At 45.2% G+C, this 17462-nt stretch carries 23 protein-coding genes and 1 pseudogene; all 24 read left to right on the forward strand.

Going from position 1 to position 17462, the window contains the following annotated elements; translation table 11 throughout:
* Positions 1-47: 47 nt before the first annotated feature.
* The 24 genes and pseudogenes from EES38_RS05285 to EES38_RS05395 all read left to right on the forward strand — a co-directional run bounded on the left by EES38_RS05285 (position 48) and on the right by EES38_RS05395 (position 16877).
* Positions 48-950: a GPO family capsid scaffolding protein gene (locus tag EES38_RS05285; protein WP_124936144.1), complete on the forward strand. Its 903-nt coding sequence runs from the start codon at positions 48-50 to the stop codon at positions 948-950.
* Positions 950-1954 (forward strand): phage major capsid protein, P2 family, encoded by a 1005-nt coding sequence (locus EES38_RS05290; protein WP_124936145.1) that lies wholly within the window; start codon positions 950-952, stop codon positions 1952-1954. Before EES38_RS05285 ends, EES38_RS05290 begins: the two co-directional genes overlap by 1 nt.
* Before the next feature lie 16 nt (positions 1955-1970).
* On the forward strand, positions 1971-2684 hold the full coding sequence (locus EES38_RS05295) for a phage terminase small subunit (RefSeq protein ID WP_124936146.1): 714 nt from the start codon (positions 1971-1973) through the stop codon (positions 2682-2684).
* A gap of 107 nt (positions 2685-2791) precedes the next feature.
* Positions 2792-3253, forward strand: coding sequence for a head completion/stabilization protein (locus EES38_RS05300; protein WP_124936147.1), 462 nt, complete (start codon positions 2792-2794; stop codon positions 3251-3253).
* On the forward strand, positions 3250-3732 hold the full coding sequence (locus EES38_RS05305; RefSeq protein ID WP_124936148.1) for a phage tail protein: 483 nt from the start codon (positions 3250-3252) through the stop codon (positions 3730-3732). The genes EES38_RS05300 and EES38_RS05305 overlap by 4 nt, the downstream gene beginning before the upstream one ends.
* Positions 3729-4409, forward strand: a complete 681-nt coding sequence (locus tag EES38_RS05310) for a phage virion morphogenesis protein (protein ID WP_124936149.1) — start codon at positions 3729-3731, stop codon at positions 4407-4409. Before EES38_RS05305 ends, EES38_RS05310 begins: the two co-directional genes overlap by 4 nt.
* A gap of 1 nt (position 4410) precedes the next feature.
* Positions 4411-5523, forward strand: coding sequence for a DUF2586 domain-containing protein (locus tag EES38_RS05315; RefSeq protein WP_124936150.1), 1113 nt, complete (start codon positions 4411-4413; stop codon positions 5521-5523).
* Complete coding sequence (locus EES38_RS05320) at positions 5520-5981, forward strand: phage protein (protein WP_208020412.1); 462 nt, start codon at positions 5520-5522, stop codon at positions 5979-5981. Before EES38_RS05315 ends, EES38_RS05320 begins: the two co-directional genes overlap by 4 nt.
* Positions 5982-5989: 8 nt before the next feature.
* On the forward strand, positions 5990-6187 hold the full coding sequence (locus EES38_RS05325; RefSeq protein WP_124936152.1) for a TraR/DksA C4-type zinc finger protein: 198 nt from the start codon (positions 5990-5992) through the stop codon (positions 6185-6187).
* Positions 6188-6189: 2 nt separating this feature from the next.
* On the forward strand, positions 6190-6399 hold the full coding sequence (locus tag EES38_RS05330) for an HP1 family phage holin (RefSeq protein WP_124936153.1): 210 nt from the start codon (positions 6190-6192) through the stop codon (positions 6397-6399).
* Positions 6386-6964 (forward strand): lysozyme, encoded by a 579-nt coding sequence (locus tag EES38_RS05335; protein WP_124936154.1) that lies wholly within the window; start codon positions 6386-6388, stop codon positions 6962-6964. The genes EES38_RS05330 and EES38_RS05335 overlap by 14 nt, the downstream gene beginning before the upstream one ends.
* A complete protein-coding gene (locus tag EES38_RS05340; RefSeq protein WP_124936155.1) occupies positions 6939-7280 on the forward strand; it encodes a hypothetical protein in 342 nt (113 codons plus the stop codon). The genes EES38_RS05335 and EES38_RS05340 overlap by 26 nt, the downstream gene beginning before the upstream one ends.
* Complete coding sequence (gene lysC, locus EES38_RS22890) at positions 7249-7485, forward strand: Rz1-like lysis system protein LysC (protein WP_124936559.1); 237 nt, start codon at positions 7249-7251, stop codon at positions 7483-7485. Before EES38_RS05340 ends, lysC begins: the two co-directional genes overlap by 32 nt.
* Positions 7485-7766: a putative phage tail assembly chaperone gene (locus EES38_RS05350; RefSeq protein ID WP_124936156.1), complete on the forward strand. Its 282-nt coding sequence runs from the start codon at positions 7485-7487 to the stop codon at positions 7764-7766. Before lysC ends, EES38_RS05350 begins: the two co-directional genes overlap by 1 nt.
* A gap of 50 nt (positions 7767-7816) precedes the next feature.
* On the forward strand, positions 7817-7951 hold the full coding sequence (locus EES38_RS22895) for a DUF6890 family protein (RefSeq protein ID WP_439333240.1): 135 nt from the start codon (positions 7817-7819) through the stop codon (positions 7949-7951).
* On the forward strand, positions 7948-9762 hold the full coding sequence (locus EES38_RS05355; RefSeq protein ID WP_124936157.1) for a phage tail tape measure protein: 1815 nt from the start codon (positions 7948-7950) through the stop codon (positions 9760-9762). The genes EES38_RS22895 and EES38_RS05355 overlap by 4 nt, the downstream gene beginning before the upstream one ends.
* On the forward strand, positions 9752-10081 hold the full coding sequence (locus tag EES38_RS05360; RefSeq protein ID WP_124936158.1) for a DUF2590 family protein: 330 nt from the start codon (positions 9752-9754) through the stop codon (positions 10079-10081). The genes EES38_RS05355 and EES38_RS05360 overlap by 11 nt, the downstream gene beginning before the upstream one ends.
* Positions 10078-11283 (forward strand): baseplate J/gp47 family protein, encoded by a 1206-nt coding sequence (locus EES38_RS05365; RefSeq protein WP_124936159.1) that lies wholly within the window; start codon positions 10078-10080, stop codon positions 11281-11283. Before EES38_RS05360 ends, EES38_RS05365 begins: the two co-directional genes overlap by 4 nt.
* Entirely contained in the window at positions 11276-11923 is a 648-nt protein-coding gene (locus EES38_RS05370; RefSeq protein ID WP_124936160.1) for a phage tail protein, read from the forward strand. Before EES38_RS05365 ends, EES38_RS05370 begins: the two co-directional genes overlap by 8 nt.
* Positions 11920-12741, forward strand: a pseudogene (locus tag EES38_RS22480) (phage tail-collar fiber domain-containing protein); the annotation flags it as partial. The gene EES38_RS05370 and the pseudogene EES38_RS22480, both read left to right, overlap by 4 nt.
* Positions 12742-13340: 599 nt before the next feature.
* Positions 13341-13889, forward strand: a complete 549-nt coding sequence (locus EES38_RS05380) for a hypothetical protein (RefSeq protein WP_124936162.1) — start codon at positions 13341-13343, stop codon at positions 13887-13889.
* 2 nt (positions 13890-13891) lie between these two features.
* A complete protein-coding gene (locus EES38_RS05385) occupies positions 13892-14785 on the forward strand; it encodes a hypothetical protein (RefSeq protein WP_243694154.1) in 894 nt (297 codons plus the stop codon).
* The gene (locus EES38_RS05390) at positions 14773-15246 is read left to right on the forward strand and encodes a baseplate complex protein (RefSeq protein WP_124936164.1); all 474 of its coding nucleotides are present in this window, start codon (positions 14773-14775) and stop codon (positions 15244-15246) included. The genes EES38_RS05385 and EES38_RS05390 overlap by 13 nt, the downstream gene beginning before the upstream one ends.
* Positions 15243-16877: a hypothetical protein gene (locus EES38_RS05395; RefSeq protein ID WP_124936165.1), complete on the forward strand. Its 1635-nt coding sequence runs from the start codon at positions 15243-15245 to the stop codon at positions 16875-16877. Before EES38_RS05390 ends, EES38_RS05395 begins: the two co-directional genes overlap by 4 nt.
* The last annotated feature ends 585 nt before the right edge of the window (positions 16878-17462 follow it).

Here is a 17462-nt window from a genome sequence, read left to right on the forward strand (position 1 = left end):
TGGTTGGCGAATATCGACAGAAACCGTTTTATTAAGAGTGTTCAACCATGCCAAAAACCAGTGATTGGGTCATCGTAGCTACAGCAGGTAATACTGTCGATGGTCGCAAAATTACCAAAACGTGGATTAACGATATGGCCGCGTTGTATTCCAAAGAAGAATACACAGCATTGATCTGGCCGGAACACTATCGCAGTGTATGGACATCATTCGAAGGTAAAAACTGGGGCATAGTTGAAGAACTAAAAGCCGAAGAAAAAGACGGCAAACTCCGTTTATATGCCAAATTAACAGCAAACCAATTGCTGTTAGATGCTAACAAAGAAATGCAGAAATTGTTTACTTCCATTGAACCAAACCCGGATTATAAAGGTGAAGGTAAGTGTTACCTGATGGGCCTCGCTGTGACTGACTCCCCAGCATCAACAGGTACCACTCAATTGAAGTTTTCCCGCCGCGATGGTGAAGAAACAACAATCGAATCTGATGCATTAGAAGAAATTGATTTTTCCCAGTGCTTCACCCGTTCCGACCGATTCTTTTCCGTATGCAAGGCATTCTTTTCATCTGGCGAACAGCCAGAACACACCGATGATTCTCAGCCAGAGGACGAAGAACCCATGAACCAAGAGCAGTTCAAACAAGTGATGGACGGTATTTCCGCTATCAGCACCAAACAAGGTGCGCTGGAAGAGCAATTTAATACTTTCTCTACCCAGCAAAAACCAGAAGTAGAAGGCGAAGAAACGCCGAAAAATGACACCTCTGGCGAGAAAACCTCAGGTTTAACGTCAGAACAATTCAGCCAGTTAACAGAACAGTTAAAAGGTATTTCTGACAAACAAGGTGAGCTTGAAAACAAGTTTACTAAATTGACTCAGGAAGCACCGGACCAACGCCCTGCTGAAACTGGCGCATCTGATAAATTCTCAAGCAAGGAGCTCTTTTAATGTTAAATGCAGTTTCAACTCGCTATTTGATGGAATTTAGTCTTGCAACGCTAGAAGCAGCAGGTGCGGGACAAGGTCAAACAATGTTTGCCATTACTGCACCAATGGAGACAAAACTACGTCAGGCGATCATGCAGTCGGATGCATTCCTTGGCATGATTTCCATGCTGCCTGTTCAACAAATTAAAGGTCAGGTGGTCGATGTTGGTGACGACGGTCTTTCTACTGGTCGCGCTGCTGAGCGTTTCAGTGTCCCTGTTGGCCAAAGTGGTAACACCTACGAGCTAACAAAAACAGATTCTGGTGCTCATATAACCTGGGAAATGATGACTCAGTGGGCTAATTCGGGTGGCAAAGGTGAATGGCTGAAGATGATGCAAAGTGCCATTTCACGTCGGTTTGCACTGGATATTCTTCGTATTGGTTTCAATGGTACATCCATTGCAACTACAACTGACCCAGCGACTTACCCATTAGGTCAGGATGTTAACAAAGGTTGGTTGACCATTGTTAAAGAGAAAAAAGCCGCTCAGGTATTGGCTACTGCAACGCTTGATTCAACGGGCGCAACTGAAGGTTCATACAAGAACCTGGACTCATTAACCCAAGACCTGATTAATACCACGATTGCACCTGAGCATCGTAATGATCCGGATTTGATTGTACTGGTTGGTTCCAATCTGGTCGCAGCAGAACAACACCGCTTGCTGGAAGCTGCAACAGTGCCAACAGAACACAAAGCAGCACAGTCACTGGCGAAAACCATTGCAGGCAAACAAGCATATATACCGCCGTTTTTCCCAGCTAATCAGCTTTGGGTCACCAATGCGAAAAACCTGCAGGTACTAACACAGCAAGGAACTCAGTGGCGTCGTCAGAAAAATAATGAAGACACACTGCGTTTCGAAAACAACCACATCCGAATGGAAGGTTATGCCGTCGGTAACATGAACAAGTTCGCAGCAATTGAAGCGGTCGCTATCGCTGAACCTGCCGCAGCGTAATCAGTAGGAGACAATCATGGTTAGCCCTTTACAAAGACAACGACAAAAGCTGCTAAAACAGCAACAAAGCCAGTCAGTGGAACACCAGGTCATTGTCAGCTCAGACAGCTTACACATTCAGTTGATTGAGTTTGAAAACGACAAAAAAGCCCTGAAAGACTTGGTTCAGATTGCGGAAAAAATTAATCACAAACGTGACGTATTAATTCCAAAATATCGCCCTGTCGTTGAAAAGTACCTCGAAGAAGGTAAGGGCTACCAGAATCCTATCTTCACCGACATGGTGATCTGGTTGTTCGATATCGACGAACTAGACGTGGCAATTGACTGGTGCTTAAAAGCGATTGAATTCGATTTGCCAACACCGGAAAGCTTCAAACGTAACTGGCCGACATTCTGCGCTGACATGGTACTGGAATGGTCCGAACGTCAGCAGGTAAACGGCCAGTCTGTTGAGCCGTATTTCTCGAAAGTATTCAAGCTGATTGATGGCCCGTGGGTACTGCCGGAAAAACTGGAAGCCAAATGGTACAAGTTCGCGGGGTATCGCCTGCTTATGAATGAAAAAGGCGACCCGCAACCAAGTCAGGTCGGTGATCTTGAAAAGCTACAGAACGCGGAAGCCTTGCTATTAACCGCGCATGAAAAGAACTCAAAAGTGGGCGTGAAAACCCAGATTGACCGGGTTCGCATGAGAATAAACGCCTTAACCGAAGGCAAAAATTTATAAGACTCCTACGCCGCCGCGCTCGGCTGGCGAGGTTGCAATAACCTGCGTGGTTCATTGTAAACCGTCGACCCAGTGGCTAGAGCGCACTTATCAAAGAGGACTGCAGGATGTTTACCGGAGCCAGTGACGGATATCAAAGCACACTAATCACCAATGACGGATTTTGGCCGGACATTGATGCCGGAGTATTCGAACGCCGTCGCGGAACGCCTGCCGCCCAAGATGACGACCGCATCGCCTATGCCGTTTCCAATGCGATGGCATCGGTCAACTTAGAGCTGGAGCTGCTAAAAACAGCCTATTTGTCAGAAGGCACACTAAAAGCGGCAGATGCTGACGTATATCCAAAAGTCGGTGAAAAGAACCGTCTGGTGATTCAGTACGAATCAGCCGTATTCGCCAGAGCCAAAGCCGATTTACTGCCAGACTTTGCCACAGTCAGCCAACGCAAAGAAGGTGATCACCTGGCAGAGCGCAGCCTCGAATTGAAAAACGAACTACTGGCCGAAAGTAGCAGAATCATTCGCCACATGTTAGGCAAACAACGAGCGAGTGTAGACCTGATATGACAACCCAATACGAAGCCGGATACAAACTCAGAGACCTGAAATCTTTCATCGATAAATGTGTTGGTGAACAGATAGCCAAACACATGCAATGCGAAATGAGTGATATCTCACTATCACTGAACAGCCGCCATATGGGGCAGGGTATGGACCTGCTTTTGATGCGTTATCAGGCCGAGTTTTACTTTGACCGTTTCCCGTTTCGTGATTACAGCCCGGCAGTTCTGTTTTGCAATGTTGGTGCCTGGTTAATGGACAACGACACAGAACGCGATGATGGCGCACCATTATCGGATCCAGAAGTGGACGTGGTCATGGAAGATGAACGCAGTGCAGAAGTGATCATCACTGTTGATTTTGAAGAACCGGTTCGTGTCATTGCCGACGAAAACGGCCCTATTTACTGGCGTGGTCAGCAATGGAGCATTGAAGGATATGAAATCTGGGTAGCTGAAAAACTGCGTGATGTGGTTAGAAAATGATAGCGATAACTGCTGATGATAATAGCCTGCTGAGAGTCAGGGAAACATTAGATTTATTGAAATTAAATACTCAGCAGAGAAAGCGGATTCTGACCTCTATAGGTAAATATCAAACAAAGAAGACAAAGCGAGATATACGGGCTCAACAGACCCCAGAAGGTAAACACTGGAAAAGACGTAAGCGCGGCAAAGCCAAGATGATGAAAGGCTTGCAGCGAAAAGTTAAATACAAACAACAAAATAACAATCGTGAAATTGTTGTCGGTTGGTTGGGTTTTTCAAGCTTTGTTGCTTACCGCCATCACTACGGAGTCAAACAGCAAAGCAGTGTAAGAGCCAAATTAATAGAAAACAAAAAAAAGAAAAAAGACGGCACAGCACATAACAAAAATGATCCGGCAACACGAATACAAGCCAAATTACTCCGTGAACTTGGTTATCGAATGCCTCCGGAGAAAGGTAGCAAAAAAGGTAAAAGAGGTAAGAAGCCGACAATTAAGTGGATTACCCAAAATCTCACAATGGGTAAGGCAAGTTATCAAATTCGTAAATTAAGAGAACGAGATCCTGCTGAGCGCTGGGATATAGAAGTTCCTGAACGACGGTTGATAGGCATTAGTCCAAAACGAACGGCAATGATTATCAAACGTGAACTAAAACGAAACAGGAGTAAATAACATGGCATGGCCAACCGTTATTATAAAAATACAAAACCTGATGAACGGTCCTATCGCGGGCGTGGAATACCACTTCCTGTTCGTTGGTTACGGAACCGTTGAAGGCACAACCCGCAATCTGATTGTCGTTGACTCGTCGAGTGATTTAGATGATGCGCTAGAAGATGCAGGCGAATCATTGCTTACAACCGTGACAGCAGCGCAGCTAAACGGTGGTAGTGAATGGACTGCAGGGGTCATGATCTTAGACGAAGCCGATAACTGGCAGGATGCAGTCATGTTGGCCAATGAGACATCCAGCTTTGAAGCTACCGTTCTCGACTTCCCTGCAACTGATAAAACCTTACTGGAAAACGCAATTACCGTAAGAACCGAGCTGAAAAACAAATTAGCCCGTGAAACCTTCGTAATTTGCTGCTTGCCAGAAATCGACAACAACGCCGATACAGGCAAAACTTGGGCCGAATGGTTAGCCGCGACTGTCGCAATCCCGAAAGATGTCGCAAGCGAATACATCACCGTTGTTCCCCGTGTTCATGCTGATGGTTCGACACTAGGTAAATACTGTGGTCGACTTGCAAATCAGGTTGATGCTTCCATTGCCGATTCTCCAGCACGAGTGAAAACAGGCAGTGTGGTAGGCAGTACTGATTTTCTGACGGATAAAGACGGTAAATCGCTGCAACTAGCCACATTAAAAACACTGGAATCAAACCGTATCGCTTGCCCGATGTGGTACCCAGATTATGCAGGTCAATACTGGACTACCGGACGCACGCTAGATGTGGCAGGCGGCGATTTCCAAGACATTCGTCATATCCGTGTCGCCATGAAAGCAGCGCGTAAAGTGCGGATTCGTGCCCTTGCCCGTATTGCTGATCGAACGCTGAACTCAACCCCACAAAGTGAAGCCAGAGCAAAACTTTATTTCACGAAAGACCTGCGCACTATGGCAAGAACGGGCATCCCTGGTGAAATCTACCCACCGGAAGATGACGACATCCAAATTAAATGGGTTACCAGTGAAGAAGTGGAAATTTATCTGGCGGTTCAGCCGTATGAATGCCCGGTCAAAATCACTATCGCCATCTACATCAAACAAGGAGAAGAATAATGACAGCACGTTTTTCTGGTCGCAGCTTTGATACGACCCTGTTTGGTGAATATGTCCATGTAAAAAGTGCCACCGCGACCATCAACGATGAATCAGAAGCCGCCTTTACCCGTGGTGTCACCGATGGTTACACCGATGGAAAAGTGAGTTGTGATGTAGAGCTGGAACTCGACTTAAAACAGTTTCAGAAAGTTCACGCTGCTGCCAAAAGTGCCGGAAGTTATCGCGGTATTGAACCAGATGACATCATGTTCTACGCCAACAATGGCGAAGACGAAGACAAAATCCAGTTGTTTGGTGTCAAGCTGCTGATTTCTGACTTACTCAGTGTTGACCCTGAAAGTGCAGATAAAAGCACCCGCAAACTGAAAGGGTTCGTCACCAGTCCTTTGTTCGTCAATATCAATGGCGTGCCGTATCTGTCTACCGACGATACCCGCGGCCTGATTAACGCATAAGGAACTGCATGGACATTATTGATGATGCAAATGCAACGGAGGCCAAATTCCAGAAAATGGCACTGGAACGACAACAATCAAGGGTTCGTTCCAACCGTCCCAGCGAAAAACATTGTCTGGAATGTGGTGATGAAATCCCGCAGGCGCGGCGCGAAGCTGCGCCGGGCTGCCAGTATTGTGTCACCTGTCAGAGTGAAAGAGAGTAATTATGCATGAGCTATCTGAAAAATTTACTAACTATCTGGCTTACGTGATCTCAGCCGTAGGGATGTTATTCGGTACTTTTAGCCTTGAGCAATGGTATTTCATCTCATCCATGGCGCTGGGACTTATCACTGTACTGATCAACTTATGGCACAAAAGAAAGATGCAGAGCATCGCCAAAGAGCAAGGAGTCTTTCGTAATGAAAATCCGTAATAAGGTTATTTGTTCGGTCATTGCCGTGATCGGTATCGTGACTGGAGGTGTTGCCTCTCTGGATTCATCTGTCGGTCAGGTCGTGATTGACGGCCAAACCATCACAGAACTCAGAGTCAGTGAACAGGCGCTTGAAATGATCGGCAACGCAGAAGGGTGTCGCCGTTCCCCATATACCTGCCCGGCAGGAAAGCCCACCAATGGGATTGGGAATACCCACGATGTGCCTGACGAACCCGTTCCATTAGAGCAAATAGCAAAAGATTGGGCTGTGAATATTCATCACGCTGAATTGTGTGTTGAAGATGCCGAACAAGCATCAGGTAAAACCATGACACAAGGCCAGTTCGATGCGCTCACGTCATTTGTATTTAACACCGGATGCGCCAGATTCAGGCGCAATCCCAATCACAGTATGACGCAGATATATAGGCTCACTATTGCCGGAGATTATCCCAAAGCCTGCGCAGAGCTTCCCCGTTGGGTGTATGGCGGTGGAAAGAAATTACCCGGACTGATCGAACGGCGGGGGAAAGAATATGATCGCTGCATGGAAGTGGATTAAGTGGGCTGGACTAGCCGGATTAGTCGTTGTGATTGTTGTGTTGTGGCTAAGTCTGGATATCAGTAAAACCAAACGGTTATCACTGCAAGACGATTTACAACAGGCTCAGGCAGATAACCAAAGCAACTTAATCACCATCGAAACGTTGAAAAGTGATGCACAGGCAAACAATGAACTGTTGGTGAAACGGCAGCGGGAGCAGATAGAACATGAACAAACGCTTAATACTGAAATTGACGAACTCAAAGCGAGGTTATCAACGATTCAGTGCGTTATTCCTGGTGATGTTACTCAGCGCCTGCGCGAGCCGTACTGATACCACTGCAACGCAGGTGATCACCCTGTTACCACCTGCCGGATTATTAGTGCCGTGCCACAAACCGCAAATAGTAGGAACGTGGCCGGAAGTCGTCAGCAATGACATACCGAAATTAAAACACGCACTCACCGAGTGCAATCAACAAATTGAAGATTATCTAAATTGGCGTGCAGAGCGCGAACAACCAGAGAGAGAAAAGTAATGACGAAAGCAGCATTCACATCCAAACCAGTAGTTGTTTCCATCGGTGAAACGGATTTTTCCTTCACGCCAACGGTGAACGATTACAACAACTACACCAATGACCTGATGCCAGATAACAAAATCGAACCAGCGCGAACCTATTTAAACCGCACGGTTGAACCAGAACAAAAACAGGCATTGAATGAGCTGATGAATACCGTACCTGGCTTGATCATGGATGTGTTTGGTGAAGTAACTAAAGCCTCAAAAGGCGGGATTAAAGTTACGCTAAAAAACTAAATACGCGGGTTGAACGCATTGAATCCAACGGACTGGAACAAGCGTTAACCCTGCGCCGTCATTATTTCCCATATGAAGACGATGACCCGCAGAACTTAGCTCGAGCAATCTGGCTCGATAAGCACGAAAAGGAACGTATGGAAATCGCCGTTAAATCCGCCATAGCAGGATTGTTTAGTAAATGAATGAAAAGCTATTAATGCAGATCGGCCTGATAGACCAGGTGACTAAACCGCTAAGAGGCATCACCCAACAGCTTGATCAAACCATGCAAAACTCTAAACAGGGTATGCGTGATATGGTTACAGGTGGTGCCGGACTAGTGGCGACTGGTTTTGCTATCCAAAACGCATTAATGCCGGCTATTGAGATGGACCGCAAATTGGGTGAGGTGAAATCACTCGGTGTAACGGATGATGCATTAAAGACCCTGTCTCAAACCGCATTAGAGTTTTCTTCAGAATACGGTAAATCTGCCACTGACTTTGTGGCAGCATCTTACGATATACAGTCAGCAATCGCAGGTCTTAACGGCGACGAACTATCACAGTTCACCAAAGCATCAGGTGTACTCGCTGCCGCCACCAAAGCCGATACCACGACAATTACCAGTTACATGGGCACCATGTACGGGATTTTTGAAAACGATGCTCAAAAAATGGGAAAAGCAGAGTGGGTTGAAAGAATCACGGGGATGACTGCAACTGCCGTGCAAATGTTTAAAACTGATGGTTCAAAGATGTCTCAGGCATTCAGTACCCTTGGATCATCTGCTACGGCAATGGGTGCCGATGTATCTGAGCAAATGGCAGTTTTAGGCACACTACAGGCAACAATGGGTGGAAGTGAAGCAGCAACAAAATATACCGCATTTTTAGGTGGAGCCGTGACAGCTCAGAAAAAGCTAGGTTTAAGCTTTACTGATAGTGAAGGTCGGCTACTTCCTATGGTCGATATCTTAACTAAGTTAGACGGTAAAATCGGGAACTTAGGCGAGGCGAAGCAATACGCGGTATTAAAAGACGCTTTTGGCTCTGAAGAAGCTGTAAAACTAATTCAGAACCTGTTACCAAAAACGGCCCAGTTAACTAAAAACATTGATGAGTTAGCCAAAGTTCAGGATATGTCAAAAGCCGAACAAATGGCCTCAGCCATGACCGACCAATGGGAACGCCTCGAAGCGAGTTGGTTTGCTATTCGTGCCGCCGCGTTCGGTGCCATTCTTCCAGCCATTAATTCCGTTGTCGGTTCTATCGCCGATGGTATGACATGGCTAACAGAAATGACGGATCAGTTTCCCCTTCTTACTCAAGTCATGAGTGGACTGGTTATTGTTGCTGTTTCTCTTGGTGGAGTAGTTGCGTCGCTATCTTTAATTATGGGGATGGCTCGAATGATGTCGGCTGGATGGTCTGTAACATTAACCATATTAAAAGGGGTTTTGACTGCGGTTAAAGTTGTCACGTTAGGCTTAACCAAAGGCTTTTTGAAACTTGGGTTGGCTTTACTAACGAATCCTATTGGTTGGGTGTTTCTTGCTCTTGGTGCAGGAATCGCTCTCGCAATCAATTACTGGGACGAACTAAAAGCCTCTTTCGGTGATTTGGCCGTGTTTAAAATGTTGAGCAAAACCATCGATTGGGTTATCGACAAACTTAATATGATCCCCGGTGTTGATATCGAATGGCGTGCCGGTGATATGCCTGGCATGCCAGAAACCAACGCGGCCAAAACGGCCACAACAGGGGCAAATCTTCCGGCCGGAATTAGAAACGTCGCTCAAATTCCATCACAGGTAAGTGAAGACACATCTGTAATTGGATACAAGCAAGCAGGGACACAACCACAATTAGCACCAAATATCGTAAATAACATGACTCGTTCTCAGTCTCAGAGCTCGCACAAAGTCAGTCAGTTCGGTGATGTGTATATCACCACTAAAAACGGATTCACGCCTGACCAATTAACAGAGTGGGAAGATCTCAATGCCGGATAAACAATACATAGACATCAAAGTAGTCGATGGTGCATGGGACATCGACGCAGGCCAACAACCAACAACCTGCAGTGATGCTTATAGCATTGCTCAGGATATTAAACACGCGATCATGGAATCCGGCTATGCACGAGCGTTATCTGCAGAACGTAACCCAATCACCCGAGCCGACATTTTGATTCAGATTGAACAAATCGCAGAGCAGGACAGCCGAATTATTCCGGGAACAGCCAGCGCAGAAGAACTCAGTGCAGGACAAGTTCAGTTAACCGCAGAAGCCTATGAATACAGTGATATTAGCGTTGAGGTAACCGCATGAGCAAACGACCAACCGCCGACTTTCTTTCCATTCTGTCAGATTCTGGCGTGCCGGTTACCGCTGATGAAATGGAAACCGAACTAAAAACCAGTGTATCTGATTCCGGCAGTACCTTATCAAACGATTCATCTATGTCCCCGTTCTGGCGCTGGGTGAAAGCCGCCGTGATTACTCCGGTAATCTGGTTAATTCGCACATTACTCGCAGGTTCTGTGTTGCCAAATATGTTCGTCGCCACAGCAGAACGCTGGGCGTTAGAACTAAAAGCATGGGAACTAAACGTTGAAGTGAAAGGGGCAGTGAACACCGAAGGAGTGATCGCATTCACCAAAACCAACATTGATGATGAAGTGACTATTGCGGAAGGAACGGTCATTCAGACTCTGCCGATTGATGATGTAATTTATAAAGTGTTGGTATCTGCAGAAACGGTCATTCCATCCGGTATCGAAACGATGGATGTTCCCGTAGTTGCTGAGGAAGCCGGGGCTGCTTATAACCTGCCGTCAGGCTATTTCAATATTTTGCCCGAAGCCGTTTCAGGAATTGCCAGTGTGGTAAACCAACCGGATTGGATAACCACGTCAGGAGCCAATGAAGAAACAGACGAAGAACTGGCGCTCAGACTGCAAAACGCATTCACCAGTTCAGGCGAATGGCATATTGATGATGCCTATCGTTCAATTATCGCCAGTGTGGCAGGTATTCGCAGTGACAATATCTTTTTTGAAAACACCGGACACATAACACCAGGAACGGCCAACGCATACATTCTGATGGAAGTCGGGGCCACGCCGCAAAGTGTTATCGACAGTCTGAATACCTACATTATGGACGACGGCCATCACGGCCATGGCGACGTTCTTACCTGCCTTGCGATTCCTGATAGCTTGCAAACCGTTGCCGCACAGGTGGTGTTGACGTCTAACTTGACCGATGAACAAAAAACCAGTGCATTGACTGAAGTGGAAGACCGCATTAGAGCAGCGTTTCGCGAAACAGAAGCCTATTCAGAAATGACCAGAGCGAAACCAAACAGCCGATTCAGCTTGTCCCAAATGGCAACAGAAATTCATACCAATATGGATTCAGTCGAATCGCTCAAATTTACGGTCGATGGAGTAATTCAACAGGACATAGTCAGCGCATTAGAACAACCACGTTTGGACAGTTTGACGGTGGAGGAACTGACCGATGAGTGATATTCCAGAGGTTGAACAAACCGAGACGCCATGGTGGCAGGATGGTAAAACCACCTCGGAAGAAATAAAAGAGCCGTATTTTGTCTCGACTGGCGTCTTCGCATTCATGCAGAAAGTGCGTAACTGGCTACTTTTCCCAATCAACCAGATGGATGCCCTGACCTGTAGTGAATCTGTTCTAAAGCTATTGGCATGGGACCGGGATATTGAACGTTTCGACGGTGAACCATTAAGCCTGTTTCGTAAGCGGGTGAAATATGCCGCCGTCAATGCCAAAGATGCAGGCAGTGTGATCGGCTTTAAACGCATTTTTGAACGTCTTGGCGTTGGCATTGTCGCGTTTAAAGAACGTGAAAGTGCCATTGAGTGGGATGTTTGTACCATTGAACTAACCGATGGAGAACTGTCCAACAATTCCAAGCTGATCCAGACCCTGATTGAACAGTACGGGCTGACCTGTCGTCGCTATCGTTTTCAAGTGTCTTATCCTAGTGAACTGAATCTGTATCACGGTGAATTTAGTCATAATTTCATGATGTTCAGAGCGAAATCCGTAGAAGAAGTAGAAATAAAAAATACAGCGAATCCGTTTGAACATCAGCAACAACTCTTTATTGCCACATTAGGGGGTAACTCATGAGCCTGACGGCCATTCCAATAGAATTTGAGAAGTACCTGCAGAATAAAATCAGTGTCGGACAGGCTCCGGAAATGAATGAAATGATTTTCGCTTATCTGCCGGATTTGGATTTAGCAACAGACATCGACCGCAATAGTGGTTTACCTGATGTCACCCACTGGGTTCATCAGCAGGATATTGATCAGGTCGGCAAGCTGGGCGATAACGCTTTAGTCTATTCCGTGGTAATTCCGGGCAGTGTGGCAGAGTTTACATTCAACGCCATTTATCTGCGTGATAAAAACACCGCCAATTCCTGCGGTATGGTCGTGTATAAAGCCGACGAAACCAAAGAAGCCGGAATGGCAAGCACCAAATCACTGGTGCAGCAATACACCGGAGCCGCACAAATCGCAGGTATTACCGTAGATGCAGCCACCTGGCAGATAGATTATCAGGCCCGACTTTTAGGTATTGAAGAAGATATTCGTCTAGCATGGTTGGATTATTACGGTCATACCGCATTTATCAGTGGTTATGATGTGATTCAACAAGCCGACCCAACCAAATTCAAAATAACGGCAGGTATCGCCTATGTCGGTGGATTACGTGCAGTGCTTGAAAACGATGTGATTCAAACCTTATCAACTTTGCCGACATCACTTTATCTCGACGTCGTTCGCGAAGGTACCGTGTTATCAGTGTGGTCGAATCTGGTTTCAGTGGTTACATCCGAAACCGCTCTTTCAGACTACGTTGATGAAAGCAACCAACAGCACTATGTGGCGAAAATTGCTGATATTTCGGCTGATGGGACAGTGACTGATGTGAGAGTCAAAGGTGGTTTGGATGCTCACATTGCAGATGACAATCCTCATCCTCAGTACGCACTTTTACAAAATATGGTTGGTTGGATTCTACCCTTTCATATGGAAGGGAGCGTTGACGGTTTTCTTGATCTTAAAGGCGGCGAATATTCCAGAACGACGGACGCTATTCTATGGGCTTATGCGCAATCAACAGAGCTAACCATAGATCAAGCAACGAAGGACGCAGACCCTGAGACTTACGCTATGTACTTTGGTGAAGGTGATGGCTCAACAACGTTTACACTACCCAACTTTCATTTAGGTCATTATATCCATGGTACAGGTCCTGGTGATATTCACGGTTCGACGTTAGGTGATGCGATTCGAAACATTACTGGTTCTACTAGTGGTTTCCATTCACCTTACAATTCCTCCGCCGAATCTGGTTCAGGAGTTATGGGACAATCAATTGAAAGTCAATTATTGAATGATATTTTGGGGCAAGAAACCGGCAGTAATGATGTGGTTCTGAGTGTTAATATAGATGCTTCTCGTACCGTGCCGGTTGCTGATGTAAACCGTCCGATGACAGGTAATCTTTCTTATAAAATTCACAGAGGATGGAAATAATGAAAATAGCCTACCATTATTCCTTTAAGACATGTTTATTCACTGGTACGAGTAAAGTCTTCCCTGACCAAGGGTATCAAGACTGCGTTCTTCCTCAGTTTGCTACTTGGACGGCATTACCAGAATACAATTCTGATATTCAACAGTGCCGTTATGATAAAGAAAATGATTCATGGTTAATTGAGGTAATTCCTGTCCCCGTAACTGCCTACAATAAAGAAACGTTAGAATCAAAAGAATTTGATGATGCATCTGTCGTTGGTGATGAATATACACTAAATAAGCCATCTACTCAGTTTGATGAATGGGTTAATGGAACAGGTTGGGTAACCAATGTAACAACCCAATATGAATACAACTACAGCGTTATTGACGCTAAAAGACGCGCAGCCTACGTAAAAACAGTCAGCCCTCTACTAGAAGAGGCTCAAATAAAAAGATTGATTGGAACTAGTGAATCGATTTCAGAAGCAGAGTCTTTAGAAGCTCAGGCGATAGAGGCAAGAGAGCTGGTTCAGTCTGATAATCCTTGGCCAATTAAGGTTTAATTATGTGGTCACAAGCATCACTTAACTGGCCTGATTCAGCTCAATCACTAGAAACCCAATCAGCTACAGTCCTGAACTCTGTCAGTTCAACAATGAATTCAGCCAGTAATACGCTGGCTGAATTGTCCGGTTACGCTGGATATAGCCAACATCCACTAAGCAGTGAAGCTGCTGGGTTATTATCGTTACGTTCTGAGTTAACTAGTCTGCTGTCATCGGGTACGGTTATGACAGTTTCACCATATCAATTTGAAGTGGGGACCAAGACCAAAGCGGGTAATTATTTGGATGCTAAAACCGCGATCGACAAACTGGTGCAAAAGCTCAGAGATAAAGCCGACAAATATCGCCCTGTCACATCACAATATTGTATTGCGATAATGCTCAGTGCATCCAAAATCGAAGACTTCGCAACGAACCTAAACCAATTAACGCAAGTGTTCACATTGCCAGATTGGTGCATGGCTGCGAGATATTCAACATCCTTAGCCGGAATAGAAACCACAAAACGCTATCAACCTGCATCAATAAAACAACCTCGCTTTAAACCGGGTAGTGATTTGAATTTCAATCCGTTAGGTGAATATCTTCAATGGCAGGGTGCGCAGATTGCCACACTCGAATCACTCGCCAGTGATCAGCAAAACGTGATCAGCAAATTAGGCGCATTAGCCAGCAAGCGCGGCCAATATGTGACAACGACAACTCAGCAGATTGCAGCACTGAAAAACCTGCATGGGGCGGTTTGGTCAATGTCGTTAAATGGTAATGCGGAAAGTTTAGCAACCACACTTAGCAAAAGCAGTGCGCCAACATCTCACCCGTTTACCATTGCCAGCCTGATATTGAGTGAATCACCACTGACGTTCTGGGAGGAATTACTATGTTCGCCCTAAATGGACAAACATTCTCAATTAAAAATTTGGTTGTGAACTTTGAAAGAGAGTTCAAAACTCAGGACATGTCCGGCCAAACATCCAATACCGACGATGCCGAACAGGGGGAAAAAGCCTCTGTTCTTTCAGTATCCGGTTTGATTTCGTTTAAGGATATCAGCCAACTTGCTGATCTTGAAAAGATGAGTTCGGCCAAGGACGAAAACGGGGACCGGACTATTTATCGTGTTGTGAATGAAATGGCTAATGCGTTTAAAATTCGCCAGGTGAAATTCTCAGGCCGATTTTCTGCAGAGCAACAAACAAACATCATGGCGTGGATGGTGACATTCAGACTCAAAGAACACCACAGTGTTGCTGAACAGAAAGAAACCCGTAAAAACGAACAAACCAAAGCGGAGCAAACACAAAACACTAGATTAAAAGCAGCACTTCAAGCCAATCAGGAGGCGACTCAATGAAATTGACCAAACGCCTTTATATCAGCAATGAAGAAGTTCATCTTTCAAGTGCCATGCTAAGCCTGAAACTATCATTAGGTGGAAAGGCCATTTTTGTAATTGAAGCGAATGAAGAACCGCAACGACTGGATTTAGTTCGTTTAGATATTGGCTATGAACCCGATTTGTATATCTATTTCGAAGGGTATATCGATAAGGTTCAGCCTGCGCAAAATGGGTTCTATAAAATCACCGTCAAAGAGAATTCAGGAATATTGAGCCAGAGCTGGCCGATCAGTATTGAACATCCGACCGCTATCGAAATTCTCAATCAGCTTGAAACATTAACCGGATTAGAATTCTATTATCCGGATAAAGCCTATATGCAGACGGCTATTCCGAATTTTGTTCATCATGGCAACGGATACCAGTGTTTGGATAAACTGGCGAAAGCATTTCAAATTAATGACGCTATCTGGTTTCAGGCCGATGACCAACGGGTCTTTATTGGTGCATTTGAAGATTCGATGTTCTATCAAAAGCCAATGACAATTGCCGATGAATTCACATCACGACAAACAGCCAATAGTGTTTCTTTCGTGCCGTTCCCGATGCTTAGGCCTGGGCGAGAATTAAACGGTCACCGAATTACCCGCGTTGATTTAATCAATGAAGAAATGACCGCGTACTGGAAACCGACAAGTAGTGAGACAGAAGCAAAGAAACAGGAAATATATCGGTATTTTCCTGAACTGACCGCCGGTTATCACTTACCTATGTTTGGTCGCGTGGAAGCCGTTCGCGATTGCGCCAGTGTGGGAGATAAAAACGAACCATTTCGCCCACGTTATGCAGTTGATGTTCAGATACTAAATGAAAATTTAGAACCAAATACGTCAATCCCGGTTTATCGTTCAATTCCGTTACCAGTGAATGTAAGTGGTCATGAAGCCGGAAATATGGCGTATCCACTGGAAGGAACAATGGTAGAAATCGCATTCGCATACGGTCGAAGTGACAGGCCGGTTATCCGTGGTATTTATGGCCGTGAATATCCGCTCCCATCAATTGAGCCAGGCGAACTTCTGCAACAGCAACGTGAAGAAGTGAGTCATCGAATCGATGCAGCGGGAAACATCACAGAACAAACCGACCAGACTCATACGCTTAAATCGTTTAAACGCAGTGATGAAGCTTATCAGTACCAGGGGAGTTTCGGTTCTCATCAGCTTGATATCATGGAGCATAGCATTGAGAACATCGTAGGCAAAAAGCTCATTGAAGCATTAGGAGCGATTGAGCTGCTTGCCGGTGATAATATAGAACTAGGTAGTTTGGGTAATATGCACATAGCCACAGCTGGGGAAATGATTGAGGTTATTGGCAAACATCGCCGCAGCATCACCGGAGACTTTCAGTGGTTGCAAGCACCTGAAACATGGCTGGGGTCTTATCAGGAGAATGTACTCATTCTACTTTCCGAACTGATGAGAGTGGTAAAAGAACTATCTGATACATTAGCTGCCCATACACATACCAGCCCAGAGACTGGAGCGTTAACATCTGCACCAAATCAATCAGGAACAATCACTGGTCATGGCGAAGATAGCTGGTCATTGAAAGAAAGGTTAGACCCAATAACGAAGACATAACAATCATAATTAAGCCACTCAGCGCAGCCATATGGCCGCGCTTTATTTTTGTTATCAAACTCTGCCCTAATTCATTTCTTTACCCTCACGCTACAAAGCAGAAATCCTGCGCCACGTTATCGAGTCATTCACCCACGTAATCCGCGCTCCTCTACACCCGCCTGCGAGGTTTTTGGATCGTTTTTTTCGCAATTTTGTTGTCGTGAAATTCTGGACGGCTGATTTAAGCCCAAGCCTTGCAGTATAAGGGGCTTAGAGAATAGATTTTGTCAGAAATCGGACTTTTTAAAATTTCGAAAATTGAAATTTTTTTCAGTTATTTGAAAAAATAAAGATCATAAAAGATCGCGTGATTACAGCTAAGTGATTGATAAGCAGTGATGTTAATATTTTACGTGAGGAATTAGAAAGATCTGACGAGTAATTTAATGATCAGTAATGAACAGTACAGAGCCTTACACAGCAAGGCTTCAAAGGTATTTTGCAACCAAAACCATTTTTTCAATTTGTTTCATCAGCTAAGATAAGAAAATACAGGTAAAAAGGGTAAAACAGTCATAACAAAAAACGCGATTATGTCTCATC

This window comes from Vibrio viridaestus (assembly GCF_003856525.1).
Taxonomy (GTDB): Bacteria; Pseudomonadota; Gammaproteobacteria; order Enterobacterales; family Vibrionaceae; genus Vibrio; species Vibrio viridaestus.